14 protein-coding genes are annotated in these 15,301 nt (G+C 73.4%); 6 read left to right on the top strand and 8 right to left on the bottom strand.

Annotated elements, in window-relative coordinates; all coding sequences use genetic code 11:
- Window positions 1-89: 89 nt before the first annotated feature.
- Both BIV28_RS19220 and BIV28_RS19215 read right to left on the bottom strand, forming a co-directional pair.
- On the bottom strand, window positions 90-1,589 hold the full coding sequence (locus BIV28_RS19220) for a hypothetical protein (protein ID WP_076264144.1): 1,500 nt from the start codon (window positions 1,587-1,589) through the stop codon (window positions 90-92).
- A 225-nt stretch (window positions 1,590-1,814) separates the two neighbouring features.
- Entirely contained in the window at window positions 1,815-3,359 is a 1,545-nt protein-coding gene (locus BIV28_RS19215) for a hypothetical protein (RefSeq protein WP_076264143.1), read from the bottom strand.
- A gap of 140 nt (window positions 3,360-3,499) precedes the next feature.
- Here BIV28_RS19215 and BIV28_RS19210 point away from each other — a divergent pair, with 140 nt between their 5' ends.
- Complete coding sequence (locus BIV28_RS19210; RefSeq protein WP_207556126.1) at window positions 3,500-4,615, top strand: alpha/beta fold hydrolase; 1,116 nt, start codon at window positions 3,500-3,502, stop codon at window positions 4,613-4,615.
- 23 nt (window positions 4,616-4,638) lie between these two features.
- Here the strand turns inward: BIV28_RS19210 and BIV28_RS19205 are convergent, their stop codons facing one another.
- Complete coding sequence (locus tag BIV28_RS19205) at window positions 4,639-4,983, bottom strand: hypothetical protein (RefSeq protein ID WP_076264142.1); 345 nt, start codon at window positions 4,981-4,983, stop codon at window positions 4,639-4,641.
- Window positions 4,984-4,991: 8 nt separating this feature from the next.
- A complete protein-coding gene (locus BIV28_RS19200) occupies window positions 4,992-5,924 on the bottom strand; it encodes a hypothetical protein (protein WP_076264141.1) in 933 nt (310 codons plus the stop codon).
- A gap of 232 nt (window positions 5,925-6,156) precedes the next feature.
- On the opposite strand from BIV28_RS19200, the gene BIV28_RS19195 reads away from it, so the two are divergent.
- Window positions 6,157-6,648, top strand: a complete 492-nt coding sequence (locus BIV28_RS19195; RefSeq protein ID WP_083707527.1) for an SRPBCC family protein — start codon at window positions 6,157-6,159, stop codon at window positions 6,646-6,648.
- A gap of 66 nt (window positions 6,649-6,714) precedes the next feature.
- On the opposite strand, the gene BIV28_RS19190 is transcribed toward BIV28_RS19195, so the two are convergent.
- Window positions 6,715-8,565, bottom strand: coding sequence for a sialidase family protein (locus BIV28_RS19190; RefSeq protein WP_076264139.1), 1,851 nt, complete (start codon window positions 8,563-8,565; stop codon window positions 6,715-6,717).
- A gap of 397 nt (window positions 8,566-8,962) precedes the next feature.
- Here BIV28_RS19190 and BIV28_RS19185 point away from each other — a divergent pair, with 397 nt between their 5' ends.
- The 4 genes from BIV28_RS19185 to BIV28_RS19170 all read left to right on the top strand — a co-directional run bounded on the left by BIV28_RS19185 (window position 8,963) and on the right by BIV28_RS19170 (window position 12,657).
- Window positions 8,963-10,936, top strand: coding sequence for an FGLLP motif-containing membrane protein (locus tag BIV28_RS19185; RefSeq protein ID WP_076264138.1), 1,974 nt, complete (start codon window positions 8,963-8,965; stop codon window positions 10,934-10,936).
- A 41-nt stretch (window positions 10,937-10,977) separates the two neighbouring features.
- Window positions 10,978-11,259: an ASCH domain-containing protein gene (locus BIV28_RS19180; protein ID WP_076264137.1), complete on the top strand. Its 282-nt coding sequence runs from the start codon at window positions 10,978-10,980 to the stop codon at window positions 11,257-11,259.
- A 127-nt stretch (window positions 11,260-11,386) separates the two neighbouring features.
- Entirely contained in the window at window positions 11,387-12,271 is an 885-nt protein-coding gene (locus BIV28_RS19175; RefSeq protein ID WP_207556124.1) for a hypothetical protein, read from the top strand.
- Window positions 12,272-12,276: 5 nt separating this feature from the next.
- Entirely contained in the window at window positions 12,277-12,657 is a 381-nt protein-coding gene (locus BIV28_RS19170; RefSeq protein ID WP_341350241.1) for a GntR family transcriptional regulator, read from the top strand.
- A gap of 71 nt (window positions 12,658-12,728) precedes the next feature.
- Here BIV28_RS19170 and BIV28_RS19165 read toward each other — a convergent pair whose 3' ends face one another.
- From BIV28_RS19165 to BIV28_RS19155, 3 genes are all read right to left on the bottom strand, one after another.
- Window positions 12,729-12,950 carry a hypothetical protein gene (locus BIV28_RS19165; RefSeq protein WP_076264134.1) on the bottom strand — a complete coding sequence of 74 codons (222 nt, stop codon included), beginning with the start codon at window positions 12,948-12,950 and terminating at the stop codon, window positions 12,729-12,731.
- A gap of 104 nt (window positions 12,951-13,054) precedes the next feature.
- Window positions 13,055-14,680, bottom strand: a complete 1,626-nt coding sequence (locus BIV28_RS19160) for a peptidase M16 family protein (protein ID WP_076264133.1) — start codon at window positions 14,678-14,680, stop codon at window positions 13,055-13,057.
- 137 nt (window positions 14,681-14,817) lie between these two features.
- Window positions 14,818-15,192 carry a YciI family protein gene (locus tag BIV28_RS19155; protein WP_076264132.1) on the bottom strand — a complete coding sequence of 125 codons (375 nt, stop codon included), beginning with the start codon at window positions 15,190-15,192 and terminating at the stop codon, window positions 14,818-14,820.
- Window positions 15,193-15,301: the final 109 nt, after the last annotated feature.

Raw genomic sequence — 15,301 nt, 5'->3', positions numbered from 1 at the left:
CCCTCCCTTCCCGTCGAGTGCGTGTCCAAGCTCGGCACGCCCGGCCATTACTCCCGTCGAGTGAGCACTGAGTCCCACCCGTCACAAAGTCAGATCCACGTGGGCGGGGTCGGCACGACGACGGCGACGACGTCGGGGAGGTTGCCGATGCGTCCGAGGTCGAAGACCGACCCGTGCCCTCGGCTGTGCGTGCGGGCCGCGATCTCACGGCACTCGACAGGGGTGCACCAGCGCGGGAAGGTGCCCTCGTCGTCCTGGCGCACCGCGAAGCGCAGGGTGCCGGCCATGATGTTGCCGGCACGCGTCGGGCGCACCGCCGGGTCCTGGTAGACCACGACGACGGGGTCCTTGCCGTCGGGCCGGGCGTGGGTGGCGTCGGCCGCGATGGCGGCGTACTGGGCGCGGGTGGACTGGTGCTCGCCGACGTCCGCGCGCCACGCGAGCACGCCGCCGGCGGCGAGGACGACGAGCGCCGCGACGGCGAGCCGGTCGACGGGCAGCCAACGGCCCCGGGGCAGCCCGAGATGGAGGACGCGTCGGCCGTCGAGCAGCAGCGCGACCGGGAGCAGCGCGACGAGCCACGTCCACAGCTGGCCCCGCGCCTCGGTGACGATGCCGGTCAGGAGGGTCTGGGCCGCGTCCATCGTGGCGACGACGGCCAGCCCGACCAGGAGGCGCTCGAGCCGCGGCCGCACGGCCGGGTCACGCCAGCCGACGACGACGGCGACGGCCGCCGCGACCGCGGCCCACCACTGGCCCGCCCAGAGCGACAGCGACGCGTGCACGTAGCGGGAGGCGTTGACGTGGAGGGCGTGCAGCGAGGTGAGCGGGTCGGGGTGGCGCCAGGAGGCGATCTTGAGCCCGAAGTCGCCGAAGGCGACCCAGTTGAGCGTGTAGGCGATCCCGACGCCGACGGCGAAGGCGGCGACCCAGCCGCCGAGCAGCGCGAGCACGCCGCGCCACGGCGCGTCGCGGAGCAGGACGACCGCGAAGAGCACGAGCACGACGCCGACGGGCGGGTAGGAGAGCACGGCCGCGACCTCGGTGAGCAGCAGCCACGCGCCGAGCCCGACCCGCGAGCGGGCGGCCCACGGCAGCGTCCACGCGCCCGCCGCGGCGACGAGGACCGACGGCGTCAGCGTGCCCGGCCAGTAGAGCAGCTGCACCCACACCGCCGAGGCGAAGACCGCGAGGCCGAGGAGGGCGTCGACGAGCGGGCCGGGGCGGATGCCGGCGTGGTGCAGGACCCGCCAGAGGCCGGCGACGAGCAGGGCGTAGCCGGCGGCGTACGTCAGGGCCGCCGTCGTCGGGGTGCCGTACTGGCCGACGAGGTGCCACCAGGCGGTGTTGAGCCAGCGGCCCTCGGTGAGGTCGTGGGCGACGGCCGAGGGGACGCCGGTGGTGCCGGCCGGGACGAGGAAGGGCCAGTCGTCCTTGCGGATGAACGGGGTGACGGCCTGCGACAGGCCCTCGGTCACGAGCAGTGCGACGGCGACGACGGCCGGGACGAGGAAGGGACCCGCGCTCCTCGGGTTCGGGAACCGGGTTCGCCGCGGGTTCGCGGCGGGGGCGAGGGTCTGCGTCGTCATGGTGTCGTCATGGTCCTGGGTGCGTCCGTGCGGTCGGGACGGCGCGGGCGATCGGCCCGCGACCCTTTCGACGATAGGCACCGGGAACGGCCCGGGGCGGCGTCCCAAGTGAACCCGCAGGCACTTCGCAGCCACCTCGCGGCGGGTGCCCCGAATCCGGGAGCCACCTGCGTCGAGGATGCTCGTGCGCTGCACGGTTCCTGTGCGCGGGAGCGGCGGATGGCCTCAGAGCCAGGCGGGCGGGGTGGGGATGACGACGCCGACGACGGGGCGGCCGTCGGTGGTCGGGTCGAGCCGTACGACGCTGCCGGGTCGCTGCGCGGCCAGCTGCGAGCACTCCTGACCCGCGCACGGTTGCGGCACGAGCCCCTGCTCGACGCGCAGCGCCATCGAGAACGTGCTGAGCGTCAGGCGTCCGTTGCGGGAGTCGGCGACGACGGGGTCCTGGTAGAGCACGACCACCGGTGGCTCCCCGTCCGGCGTCGAGGCGGTGACCTGCGCGGCGGCCCGAACGGCGATGTCCGAGAAGGTCATCCGGGTGGCCTGGTGCACGCCGATGTCGGCCCGCCACGCGAGCACGCCACCGATGGCGAGCACCGCGAGCAGCAGCGTCGCGACCTGGTCGGCCAGGCGGCCACCCGGCCCCGGGGCGGCCGGGCGCACGTCGGCGGACGAACCGGACGCGTCGGACGGGATGCCCGACAGCCCGGCCGGCGCGGACGGCAGGAGCAGGAGCGCCACCGGCAGCACCGCGAACAGCCACGTCCACAGCTGGCCGCGACCCTCGGTGACGACGCCGGTGCCGATGGTCTGGGCGGCGTCGATGCCGATGGCGAGGGCGAACGCGACGAGGAGGCGCTGGAGGCGCCGGCGGACCGTCTCGTCGCGCCAGCCGATGCCGACGGCGACGAGCCCGACGAGCCCGACCCACCACTGCTGTGACCACAGGGCGCCCACCGTCTCGAGCCAGCGGCCGGTGTTGACGGACAGGGCGTCGAGGGAGGTGAGCGGGTTGGAGTGTCGCCACGCGGCGAGCCGGAGGCCGAAGTGCTGGTTGACGACGAGGTTGAGCGTGTACGTGACGAGGACGCCGATGCCGAAGGACGCGACCCACGCGCCGACGACGGCGAGCACGCGTCGCCACGGGGCGTCGCGCTGGTGGAGGACGGCGAAGATGAGCAGGACGACGCCGATCGGCGGGTAGGTGAGGACGGCGCCGATGCCGCCGAGGACGAACCAGAGCGCGAAGCGGCGGCGGGTGCGGGCCGCCCACGGCAGCAGCCACATCGCCGCCGCGCCGACGATGATCGACGGGGTCAGGGCGCCGGGCCAGTAGAGCAGCTGCACCCAGATGGCCGACGCGTAGAGCGCCAGGCCCAAGAGGGCGTCGACGACGACGCCGGGGCGCACTCCGGCGAGGCGCAGCACCCGCCACATGCCGGCGACGAGCACCGCGTAGCCGATCGCGTAGGTGATCGCGGCGCTCGCGGGTGTGCCGTGCTGGCCGACGAGCCACCACCAGCCGGTGTTGAGCCAGCGGCCCTCGCTGATGTTGTAGTACGACGGCGGGACGACGTCCTTGGTGTTGTCCGGCAGCAGGAAGGTCCAGTCGTCCTGCCGGATGAACGGGGTCACCGCCTGCGCGACGCCCTGGGTCACGAGGAACGCGACGGCCAGCGTCACCGGCACGACGAGGGCCCGGCGCGACGCGACGGAACGCAGCCGCGTCGGCCGGTCGGTGTCGCCGGAGGCGAGCGTCTGCGTCGTCATGCGGTGGCCCCTGTCATGGACAGGAGGATCCCATGAACGGCTGAACGCCCGCGCGGGCCGGCGCGCCGCTGTCATGCTCGTCGGAGGGGCCTGCTCCCGGCGGGGCGGGTGGGCGACCCGGACGTCGGGAGGCGAGCGAGGTGCGACGCGCAGTGGCCTGGGCGGGCTCCGGTGCGGTGGCCGCGGCCACGGCGGCGGCCCTGTGCGCGTCTGGGCTGTGGAGCGACGGGGTGCTGCGTCCGGTGACCGATGCGGCGGGGCGTCCGGTGCCGGGCAGCCTGTCGGAGAAGACGTCCGTGCGTGTCGACGGCGCGCGGCTGGGGATGGTCGTGCGGGGCGTCGACGCCACGAACCCGGTGCTGCTGCACCTGCACGGCGGCATGCCGGAGTACTTCCTCGCGGCGCGCCACCCGACGGGCCTCGAGTCCGTGTTCACGGTCGCGTGGCTGGACCGGCGGGGTGCCGGGCTGTCGTTCGACCCGCGGTCCCCGACGCGGGACGTGCCGCTGGAGCAGCACGTGGCCGACGCGCTCGCCGTCACCGACCACCTGCGCGAGCGCTTCGGCCAGGACCGGATCTACCTCATGGCGCACTCGGGCGGCACGTTCTTCGGGCTGCAGGCGGCGGCCCGGGCGCCCGAGCGCTTCCATGCCTACGTCGGGGAGTCGCAGATGGTGCGCCAGCTCGAGTCGGAGCGGATCGCCCACGCGTACCTCGTGGCCCGCTACCGGGAGCTCGGCGACCAGCGGATGGTCAGACGGCTGGAGGCCGCGCCGGTGACGACGGCGGGCGGTACCCCGCCGGCGTACCTGCGGCTGCGCGACACCGCGATGCATCGCGTCGGGGTCGGCACGACGCACGACATGCGCTCGGTCGTCACCGGCGTCGTCGGGCCCTCGCTCACCTGCCGCGAGTACACCGTCGGGGAGAAGGTGCGGCTGTGGCGCGGCAAGCTCGCCACCGGCGTCATGCCGGGGTGGCAGCAGGTGCTTCGCACCGACCTCTGCGAGGCGGTTCCCGAGCTCGGCGTGCCCCTCTACCTGCTGCACGGAGTCCACGACTACACGTGCAGCATCGGTCTCGCCCGCGAGTACCTCGACCGGGTGCGGGCTCCGGTCAAGGGCTTCTACACGTTCGAGCGGTCGGCGCACAGCCCGGTGCTCGAGGAGCCGGAGCGAGCCCGGCGGATCCTGGCCGAGGACGTGCTGCGCGGTGTCACACGCCTCGCGGACCCCGTGCGCGGCATGACCAGCTGAGGTCGGGCGCGTGGATCTGGTTGTCAGAGTGAGAGGTTGGCGTCCTTGTTCCACGTCGAACCGCCGCCGCCGATCCGGGCGTGCACCGACGAGCCGGCCCGGTGGTGACCCGCGGCGAGCACCACGTCGCCCTTGACGAGGAAGAAGTCGACCTCGACCGACGTGCTCGACTGGACCCGCGGCGCGAACAGCCGCCGCTTGACCACCATCTGGTACGTCTCGGCCGTGCCCGCGCCGACGACGAGGACGAGCGGGGTGTCGTCCGGCGCGGTCAGCGGCTCGACCGACAGCGCGACGGCCAGAGGGCTGTCCTGCGCGCCGGTCGGCGGGGCCGTCACGCGCTCGGCGAAGGCCCGGGCCTTCTCCACGGTCGCGGTCAGCGGGGTGCGGACCGCCTGGAGTGCGTTGAGGCGGTCGAGGTCGCGCGGGGCCTGCTCGGCCTTGGCCCGAGCGGCGTCGCGGTCGGCCGGCGACGTCTCGGGGTCGGCGGCCGCCTTCGTGGCCGCCGCGAGGCTCGACGCGGGGTCGCCCAGGGCGGTGATGGCGCCGTCGAGCCTCGCGTCGAGCGCGTGGGCCCGGACGTCGAGCCGCACCAGCGCCTTGACCGCCGTGAGGAGGGCGGACGACGAGGGCAGCACCCGCGCCCACTGGTGCCTGACCACCGGCGTCGGGGCCTCCCGAGCAGGTGGCGGATGACCGCCGCCTGGACCGACGTCGCCGGCACGGCGGAGTCGCCGGTCCGCACGTCGACGTCCAGCTCGAAGAGGGAGGCGACCTCCGTGACGGCCTTGCCGGCGACCGCGGCGGCCGCGAGCCCGGCGTCGGCGGGCGGCACGACGCGCGTCGTCGGCTCCGCGGGCTGCTCGAGCGCCCCGGCGGCCGCGGACTCGGCGTCCGTGAGCTCGAGGGTGAGGACCTCGGCCTCGTTCCTCAGCTGCCAGTAGGCGGCCATCGAGGACACGACGCGCGGGTCCGACACGACGAACACCGAGGGCAGGGGGTCGAGGTCCTTGATGACGGCCCGGACCGAGACGGCGATCTCGGCGGCGACCTTGTCGAGCGCCAGCCCGACCAGCTCGCCCTGCCGCAGCGCCTTGCCCTCCGCGAACGTGACCGAGCTCCTGGCCAGCGAGCCGAGGTCGGGCACGGCGCCGGCGACCTGCTCGACGAGCTTGTCGGTGCGGGCGGCCCGGGCGTCCGCGCGGGCCTTCTCGGAGTCGGCGCGCACCTTGTCGGCGTCGGCGAGCGTCTTGGTCGTGTCCGCGAGCTTCTGTGCCAGGTCGGCCAGCTCGCCCGGTGTCAGCGTCATGTCCCATCCCCCGCCGTCTCCGCGTCGGCGCACACCGGAGAGGACCTGCGGGATGGCCGCGTACCGCCTGCCGCGATCGTCCCGCAGCCTCGCCCGGGGCGCAGGCGAATGGCCATCCCGGGTGGTCGTCACGCGCGTTGTCGATGCGTCCGCGCGGCGTTCGCGTGCGCGGGCTCGACGCGGTGCCTAGCGTTGGGGGTGGTCGCCGCCGTTCGGTTTTCGAGGAGGCCTCATGGCTGGGAGCGTGGTGCGGTTCGAGTCGCGGACGGTGATCCGTCGGCCCGCGAGCGAGGTGTTCGAGCGTCTGGCGGACCTGCCGGGCTACCGGCGGTGGATGCGTCGGGACGGGGTGTTCGGCGGGACCGAGCTGACGTCGCCGACGCCGGTCCGCACCGGCACGACGTACGTCGACCGGACGCGGATGGGGCGCTTCGTCGGCGAGGTGACCGAGCACGTGCCGTCGACGCGGCTCGCCTTCAGCGAGACGTTCAGCCTGTTCGGCCGCCCGCTCACCCAGGCGCGCCCGGGCTACCTGCTCGAGCCCGACGGCGACTCGACGGTCGTGAACCACACCGCGGAGGCCGAGCTGTACGGGCCGGCGCGCATCTTCAAGCCGATCGTCGCGCGGATCGTGACCCGCGAACGCAGCCACACCGTCGACGCGCTCAAGCGGTCGCTCGAGCGCGCCGTGGACGCCGTGGACGGGACCGACGCAGCGCCCTGACCGATCCCGGCGTGGATGTGCCGCGGACGCGCGAGGGCGTCCGCGGCACACCACGTGGTCCGGGCCTCAGCCCGTGGTGGCGGCTCCGAAGATGTCCTGGTCGAGCCCGCCCGCGTTGGGGCAGGTGTCGGCCGACCAGGCTCCGGTGGAGTCCTGCGTGCGGCACTGGAGCACGTCGAACCCGACGCCGCCCGCGTAGCGCGGGTCGTCCCCGGGTGCGACCTGACGCGTGTCGGTCCACGTGTTGTAGGCGAACGAGCCCACCGACGACACGTAGTTGTAGTCGCCGTGGAACGGGACGCGTCGGTCGCCGAACATCTCGTAGTTCGGCATCTGGCTGCTGCCCGACAGGCGCGCGACGGCCCACGTGCCGCCGCCGTCCGTCGAGGACGCCGCGTAGGTGTCGAGCCCCGCCGTCGCGGCGGCGAAGCCCGCCGAGTCACGCACCGCGCCGTTGTTGCCCGGCGGGTACTGGACGCTGTAGGCGGGGTCGTTGCGGCTGTCGTGCCACACCGCGTGGAGCACGCCGCCGTCGGCGTTGATGTCGGGGAAGAACTGGTGCCCGCGTGCCGTCGGCGACACGAGCCTCGGCGTCGTCCAGCCGCCGGCGCCCATCATCGCGAAGTAGACGCCGCCCTGACCGACGCGCAGGGTCGTGCCCGACGGGTCGGCGGTGTTGTACGTCGTCTGCGACGCCTGCTCGGTGCCGGGGATCGTCGCGTCGTACACGAGGTAGACGTTCTGGTTCGAGGCCTTCGGGTCGGCGGTGATGCGCGGCTGGCTGTCGTGCCGGAAGAAGACGAACCCGCTCTGGCACGCGAAGGGCCCGGAGCCGCAGTCGCGGCTGTCGCCGACCGACTCCTCACCGGGCTCGGACTCGGGGCCGTCGGCTGCCTGGTAGGCCTTCTCGTGCGCGGCCTCGGCGGCGGCCGGGTCGCCCGCGGAGTCGGCGGCGTCGAACGGCTCGAAGGTGGCGGCCGTGGCCGGCGGGCTGAACGTCGCCCCGCCGTCGCGCGACACGACGTACTGGATCGAGCTCTCCTGGTGGCCGCGGTTGGAGTCGAACTGGCGGTAGGCGATGTACACCGTGCCGTTGCTCGTCACCGCGATGTCCGCGTTCTGCACGTTCTTGGAGCCGGTCGAGATCTTCATCGGGTGGCTGAACGTGGCGCCGTGGTCGGTCGAGCGCACGAACTGGATCGAGTTGTTGCCGCCGATGCCCTGGAAGAGGCTCCACGCCGCGTAGACGTTGCCCTGGTGCGGGCTGCTGACGCCGCGGTCGACCTCGATCGCGGTCTTGTCGTTGAAGCGACCGTTGAGGGCCGGGCCGGCCTTGCCGACGATGACGGTGCGCAGGTAGCGCGCGGCGTCCTGGTCGTAGCTGGCGACCCAGACGGAGCCGTTCTGGGGTGCGACGCGGTTGAAGGCGTTGCCCATGTAGAAGAGGCGGCCCTGCAGGTCCCAGGCCTGCACGGGGTCGCCGGCGTTGGTGATGCCGGCGCGCTGCAGCGGGCTGGCCTGGCCCTCGGGCGAGGTGTCGGTCGGGTAGCCGGGCAGCAGGCTGTCGGTCCACGTGGCACCGGAGTCGGTGCTGCGGTAGAAGCCGGTCCACGTGCCCCCGGCGATCTCGACGGTGCAGTAGTCGTTGGAGCCGGCGACGACGATCGAGGCCATGCGGGCGTCGACGGCGGCCGACGGCTCGTTCTGCTGGCGACGGTTGGCGCCGCACGCGGCGATGGCGTCCCCGGGCGTGATGGCGCGGCCGTTGGCCTTGACGTACGGAGCGTCGACCGTGACCGGGGTGTCGGTGCGGACGACGGTGGACGCCTGCGCGGTCAGCAGCGTCGGTCCGAGGACCAGCGCGCCGGCCGAGAAGGCGGCGACGGTGAACAGTTGGATCCCTCTGCGGTGGCGCATGTGGCCCCCTCCCCGCGCCCGTGGGCACGGTGCCGGTGCCGGCCGGGTGGGCCGGCGACGCAACCCCGGTGCCCGGTCGAGCCCGGGGAGACACCTGGCTGGTCCACCCCGAAGGGCCAGTCCGGCAGGTTTCACCATCGCACGGGCGAGGGAGCGGCAGCAGCGATCCGCACGTTCAGGTTCCACTCAGGTTCGCCCGACGCGACGCCTCGTGCCCGTCGGCTCGAGCCGCGCTCGACGCACTCCGCCCGCTCTCCCCGTCCCTGTGTCTCCGTCCTCACGTATCTGGCAGCTCGTGAACGGCTCCGACATGCAAGGCGAGCGCGACGAGCTGCTGCGGCGAGTGGCTGGGTTGGTGATGGCAATGACGACACGAGACCTCCGGCGTCACCATCGGGTGGACAGTGCCGTCGTGCTGGGCCTGCTCGTCATCGCCTTCCCGTGCGTGGCTGCGTCCGCGGCCCTCCTGCCGGGGGCCGAAGCCCGGCCGTTCGCTCCCGCGCCGGCGCGGGCGGCGGCGCCGCAGCTGACGGTCAGTCCGGAGCCGGTCGCGGCGGGTGGCACGCTCACCGTGACGGGCACGAACCATTGCACGCTCTACTCGCAGGCCAACGACGGGTACTTCACGGTGGCGCTCGGCTTCGGGAACGGGACGCCATGGCACGCGACCGGCATCCGTGGCGGGTTCACCACCTCGGTCACGGCGCCTTCCTCGCCGGGCAGCTACGTGCTGACGAGCACGTGCGTCGGCGACTCGGTCGACGAAGGGGCCTCGAGGGCGGTCACGGTGTCGACGCCGGACGTCGCCAGGCCCGACCCGGTCGTGCAGGTGACCCCGGACCGTGTCGAGCGCGGTCAGGCGATCGCCGTCAGTGCCGCTCTCGTGCCGCCCAGCTGCCTCGACGGCGGCATGCGGGTGACGTGGGACTCGGCCGAGCTCGTCACGGCGTGGACGATGTTCGCTGGCGTCCCGGGCGGTTCGACGTCCTTCCTCGTCCCGACGGACGCATCAGGCGGCGTGCACGCGGTCGGCGTCCGTTGCACGGGCGCCAAGGGGGAGGTCGTGGATCTGCCCACGGTCGAGGTCACGGTCGACGTGCCCTCGGTCTCCGGTGGGGCAGGAGGCCCGGTCGTCGGACCGGGGGGATCGAGAGGGAAGGCTGCGAGCACGTCGACGACCCCGCCCGCCAGCACGTCGACGACGCCACCCGGGACGTCCGCGTCGGCGACGACCAGCGGGACCGCGACCACGAGCCGATCCACGACCTCCCACAGCGCCACGTACACGGCCGGAGCCACTGCGACGGGTCCTCCCACGACATCGCCCGTGGTGGGGACGCGGGTTCGGGTGGACGCGCCGCCGAAGCGGGCGGCCGTCGCGACGTGGCTGCGGCCTCCGACGGACGCGGCCCTGATCGAGCCGACGCACCTCGTGACCTCTGCCGTGCTCGCCATCCTGCTCATGCTGCTCATCGGCTTCCCGTCACAGCTCTTCGAGGCCACGTACGAGGAGAACGAGGAGCGGATCAGGGCGTTCCTCGCGCGCCGGATGCCGCGAAGGTCGCGGCGGGACCGTCATCGGCGACACCTTTCGACTCCCCTGGCGATCACGGGTTTCGCCCTGTTCGGGGCGGCGCTCTACGGGCTGACCGACTCCAACTTCGGGCGCGACGGGGTCCAGACGGCCCTCGACGCGGTCGGTTTCCTCGTGGCGCTGCCGCTGGTCACGCTCGCTTTCGAGGTGCCGGCCGAGCGCTACGCCCGACGGGCCGGACGCGTGCCGTCGCGACTGCGCGTCGTGCCGGCCGCGCTCGTCATCGCCCTCGCGTGCGCGTTGGTCTCGTTCGTCGGGCACTTCCAGCCCGGTTACGTCTACGGGCTCATCGCCGGGTACGCGGCCCTGTCGACGACGCGGCTTGATCGGGGAGAGTCGGCGCGTGCCGTCCTCGCCGGGTGTGCCGGCCTCGCCGTCGTGGCGGTGGTCGCGTGGACGGCTTGGGCACCCCTCGACGCGGCGCTGGCCACGGATGCCTCCGGCAGCGCGCGACGGGTGCTCGACGCGGTCCTGGCGAGTGTTGTCGTCGTGGCCGTGCAGGGCCTGGCCTTCCAGCTGCTCCCGATGAAGTTCGTCGACGGGCACGCGGTGACCCAGTGGAGTCGGTGGGTCTGGCGAGTGGTCTTCACCGTCGCGCTGTTCGCGCTCATCGCCGTGACCTTCGACCCGCGCACGCGCGAGGACACCACCGATCCGCAGGTGCTCATGATGGTGGCCCTGTTCGCGGCGTTCGGGATGGCGTCGGTCGCGTTCTGGGCCTGGTTCCGGTTCCGGCCGGCCGGCACCCCGACGCGCGGTGGCGCCTACCGCGCCTGAGCCGCCTGACGGGGTCGAGGTGGACGTAGCGTGGCGGGGTGATGTTCAGCCGTGACCTGCGCGAGGCGGTGGCGCGGGGCGAGATCACCGTCTCGATCCGGCTGTGGAGCCGTCCGCAGGTCAAGGTCGGCGGCCGCTACCCCACCGCCGGCGTCCTCATCGAGGTCGACTCGATCGAGGTGCTGCCGTTCTCGGCCGTGACCGACGACGACGTCCGGGCGTCGGGTGAGGCGGACCGGGAGTCGTTGCGGCAGAGGGCAGCCCACGCCGGTCCGATCGTCGATGACACCCTGGTGCACCGCGTCGAGTTCCACGTCGTCTAGGGGCCGATGCGGCCCCGAACGGGCGCGGGACACGGCGCGATTTGTGTCTAGTGCTTGACACAAGAGGGCCGGAGCTGCATCCTCCTACTTGTCACAACCAGGTGACACAAGATGTGTGGAGGTCGCGATGCCGCTGCTGGTCCTTCTGGTGCTCGTCGTGGGTGTCGTGGTTCTCGTCGCCGTCGCGTTCGCGGGGCGGTCGAGCGGAGAGTTGCACGTGGGCACGACGCGCGAGTGGCGAGTCGTGCAGGGGGTGCTGGCGGCGTCCGTGGTCGTGGGTGCAGTGGCGGCGTGGGTCCTGGCGGGGAGCCTGGCGCTGGGCCGCGGGACGATGCTCGCCCCGGCCGTCCTCGGCTTCTTCGTCGTGGCGGGCGTGGCGCTGTCCGAGACCGTCGTGCGGCCGGCCCGCCCGGCCGGCGTCCGCACGGCGTCCCTGGCGCCGCGACGCGTCGCCGGCTTCGCCCAGCGCACCCTCGTCACCGCCGTCGTCGCGATCACCGCGCTGCACGTGGCCACCCTCGTGCTGACCACCGGCACTGCGTCGGCCGACGACCTGGGTCGTGCCGGGCGTCAGGTCGCCGCCGACTGCGGCGCGTACGGCAGCGCCGCAGGCCCGTACCCGGGGAGCTTCTACTCCGCTCTCTTGGGGCTGGTCCTGCTGACGACGGCGCTCGCGGCCGCTGCGGCCCTGGTCGCCGTCGTGCGGCGACCCCGCGGCTTCGCCCCCGACGAGTTGGGCGACGACGTGCTGCGCAGGCGCTCGACGACGCGGGTGCTCGCGGCGTTCGGCGGGGCCGTGGCTGCGAGCCACGCCGGCGTCGCCTTCTTCACGGCCACGGCGCTGCTCCGGATGGACTGCACGGCCGGGTGGATGACGCCCGTGGGCTGGCTGCTCCTCGCGTCGGTGCCGGCGGCGGTCGTGCTGCTCGGATGGTTCGTCGGTCGCGTCGTCCGGCGGTCCGAGCAGCCCTCGGCCGCAATGCAGCCCGTTGCCGAGAGGCAGCCGCGTTGAGCCTCGTGCTGCGGCTCGACCCCGACGACCCGACGCCGCCCTACGAGCAGCTGCGCCGCCAGCTCGGCGACCTCATCACGGCGGGCCGGCTCGCCCCCGGTGACCGGTTGCCCCCGCTGCGCCAGCTGGCGGGCGACCTCGGCGTCGCGGTCGGCACGGTCGCCCGGACCTACCGCGAGCTGGAGCAGGAGGGCCGGCTCGTCTCGCGGCGGGGTGGTGGCACACGGGTCGCGGCCGGACGGCCCGCCGCCACCGACCGGCGTCGACTGCTCACCGGCATGGTGGACGAGTTCGTCGAACGCGCCCGAGGCCTCGGGTTCTCCGACGACGAGATCGTCCGGACCCTGGGTGGCTCGCTCCCGCTCGGGGACCCGGACCGCCGCTGACGCCGTGCCGGTCGGCGACGTCGGTCGCGTGGCCGGCCCCGGGTCAGTCTGCGGCGGTCAGTCGACGGCGGTCAGTCGGCGGCGCGTGCGACGAGGTAGAGCGGCAGGAACACGACGACGACCACGAGGCACAGCGCGGCCCAAACCTCCGGCCGTTCGACCGTCAGGCCGAAGGCGGTCATGACGACCGGTCGGCCTCGTTGCGTGCGCGACCGCGCATCGGCCAGCACCCACAGGCTGGCCGCCACGACGGCGAGCACCAGGACGAGGGCGCCGAGACCGGGCTGTTCCACCCGCCCAGTATCGCCGCCGAACGGCTCGGTCACCCCTCGTCGGTCGTCGCCACGAGGCCGCCGAGAGAGTACGGCGACGACCGGGGACCGCCGAGGGGGGAACCTCAGCGGAACGCGGACGCGACGGCAGAGATCAGGAGCAGCAGGAAGAACGGCAGCGACGCCAGGCCCACCACGTACCGGATCTTGCCGAACCAGCTCTCCTGCCGGAACATCTCGCCGTGCGCCCGCGCCTGGGCCCGAGCGTGGCGCTTGAACCAGTTGCCGACGTGGGTGAGCAGCGACGTGCGGGCGGGGATGGCGGACGCGTCCCTCGGCGCCTGGGGCAGAAGCAGGTCCGCGCTCACGCTCCTGTCGATGGCAGCGACGACGGCGCGACCTCGTCGGTACAGGTTCGGCTCCACGAGGACCGACCACCCGTCCCTGCCGGTCAGCTGGCGGGCACCGTCGGGGTAGGTCACCACGCCCGCGAGGTCGTCGAAGTAGACGGTCGACAGCATGCCGTTGCCGACGAACTGGACGGCCCGGTCGCTGAGCCACAGGTAGGCGGCGCCCGAGCCGTGCGGGTGGCACGTCGCGCCCTCGAGGACGCCGGTCGTGCCCGCTCGCAGGGCCCCGGTCCCGGCGGGAACCTCGGCTCCCCAGGGGAGGCTGAGCACCAGGGAGCTGCGGAACTCGGCCACGACGTGGGCCACCTCCGCCGGCGTCACGGCTGCGGCGTGCGCCTGGGCCTCCTCGAAGGTGTACACCTCGGACCCGGTCAGGGCGGCCGTGGCGGCAGCCCAGGCGACACCGGGCGCGATGGCCGGGTCGCGGTAGGCCCGCTCGCGCACGACGGCCAGGTCATCGAGCATCGACTGCGGCGGCCCCTCGTCGGCCAGCCGGTCCAGGAGCGTCATGAACTCGCTGCCACTCGTGGGCCGGCCCTCGTCGGTGATGTCGGTCCCGCACGCGAGCAGCGCGTTCTGGCTGTTGACGCGTTCGAGGTCGGCCCACGGTGCGTACGCGACACCGTGGCTCTGGCGGAACGCCTCCGTCATGGTGCGCGAGAGGACCTCGGGCGTCAGGCCGGCGGCGAAGGAGCGGGTGACGCGCCCCGATGCCACGAGCCCGGAGTTGATCCAGTGGGTGCCCGGGAACGACGACGCGACGCTGCGCGGCAGGGCGGGCACGTGCGGTTCGCCGTGCGGCAGGGTGGGCTCGAAGTCGTCGGGCAGGGGCTGGTCCGTGGCCAGCACCCCGTTCTCCGCGACGAACATCTGCCCGACCCAGGACCGCAGCTCACCGTGGGTGACCCGCGACAGTCCCAGCTCGCGGTGGGCCGCCAGGCCCGGACCCTGGGCGCCGTACCTCCACTCGTAGTTCGTCGCGATCGCCGACATCGGACGCTGCTGCGTCTCGGCGCGGAGCACCTTGGCCTCGTGGTCGATCCGGTCGAGCTCAGGCTCGGCCAGCCACCCCATCAGCCTGAGGAGGTGCGCCAGGACGGCGTCGCGCTCGCCGTCGAGGTCGAAGCGCGTGGCGTAGAGACCCACGGACGCGTTGAACGCGAGCCGCGGGTCGTTCCAGCCGTGCAGGGCCGAGTGCTCGACCAGGTGGGTCCAGCCGGAGGTGGTCAGCTGCTCGTCGGCCTGACCCACCCGGAAGAACAGCGTCGCGCGCATGGTCTCGCGCCCGCTGTCGACGCTGAACACGCGGAGGCCGCCCCGCGTCTCGTCGTTGAGATTCATGATGTCCCCTGTCGTGTCGCGGACAACCTAGTGCCGCGGCGCGACGCCAGCCATGGGTTTGCCGAGAGGGTCGACGGCGCACCGCGTCGCGGGCGTCGGAGGACGTCATCCGTTGCAGGGCGGCTCCGCGCCGGACCTCACCCGCCCGAGACGACCCTCTGCAACGAACCCGCCTTGAAGCGGCGGACCTCCTGCGGCCAGCCGCACCCCTCGGCGACCCGACCCGCCCACATGCGCGCGGTCTCGTCGTCGGGTACCTCCACGATGGTCAGCCCGCCGAGCCACTCCTTGGTCTCCACGTACGGTCCGTCGCTCACGACGACCTCGCCGCTCGTGGCGTCGGCGCTGGCCGCCTCCTCGAGCTCCTCGACCAGTCCACCGGCGTAGACCAGGACGCCCTGGTCCTGCATGTCCCGGACGACGGCCGTGGACGGTTCGACGCGGCTGTTGAACCAGGCCTCGTCGTGGTCGCCGACCCACTGCTGGTTGAAGTAGATGAGGTACTGGGCCATCGCTGCTCCCCTTCGTCGGGCGGACCGGGCGTCCACTCCTACCTACGCTACGAACAGCAGTCGGCCGATACGACACTCGCACGGTGCGGATTTGGCTCCCTTCTGTGTC

The sequence above is a fragment of the Intrasporangium flavum genome, from assembly GCF_001956915.1.
GTDB lineage: Bacteria > Actinomycetota > Actinomycetes > Actinomycetales > Dermatophilaceae > Monashia > Monashia flava.
This window is presented reverse-complemented; position numbering and strand designations above follow the sequence as displayed.

What these genes read in the sequence shown, in the direction of transcription:
- BIV28_RS19220 (WP_076264144.1), bottom strand. Translation starts at nt 1,589, where the DNA reads ATGACGACGCAGACCCTCGCCCCCGCCGCGAACCCGCGGCGAACCCGG.
- BIV28_RS19215 (WP_076264143.1), bottom strand. Translation starts at nt 3,359, where the DNA reads ATGACGACGCAGACGCTCGCCTCCGGCGACACCGACCGGCCGACGCGG.
- BIV28_RS19200 (WP_076264141.1), bottom strand. Translation starts at nt 5,924, where the DNA reads ATGACGCTGACACCGGGCGAGCTGGCCGACCTGGCACAGAAGCTCGCG.
- BIV28_RS19195 (WP_083707527.1), top strand. Translation starts at nt 6,157, where the DNA reads ATGGCTGGGAGCGTGGTGCGGTTCGAGTCGCGGACGGTGATCCGTCGG.
- BIV28_RS19190 (WP_076264139.1), bottom strand. Translation starts at nt 8,565, where the DNA reads ATGCGCCACCGCAGAGGGATCCAACTGTTCACCGTCGCCGCCTTCTCG.
- BIV28_RS19180 (WP_076264137.1), top strand. Translation starts at nt 10,978, where the DNA reads ATGTTCAGCCGTGACCTGCGCGAGGCGGTGGCGCGGGGCGAGATCACC.
- BIV28_RS19175 (WP_207556124.1), top strand. Translation starts at nt 11,387, where the DNA reads ATGCCGCTGCTGGTCCTTCTGGTGCTCGTCGTGGGTGTCGTGGTTCTC.
- BIV28_RS19160 (WP_076264133.1), bottom strand. Translation starts at nt 14,680, where the DNA reads ATGAATCTCAACGACGAGACGCGGGGCGGCCTCCGCGTGTTCAGCGTC.
- BIV28_RS19155 (WP_076264132.1), bottom strand. Translation starts at nt 15,192, where the DNA reads ATGGCCCAGTACCTCATCTACTTCAACCAGCAGTGGGTCGGCGACCAC.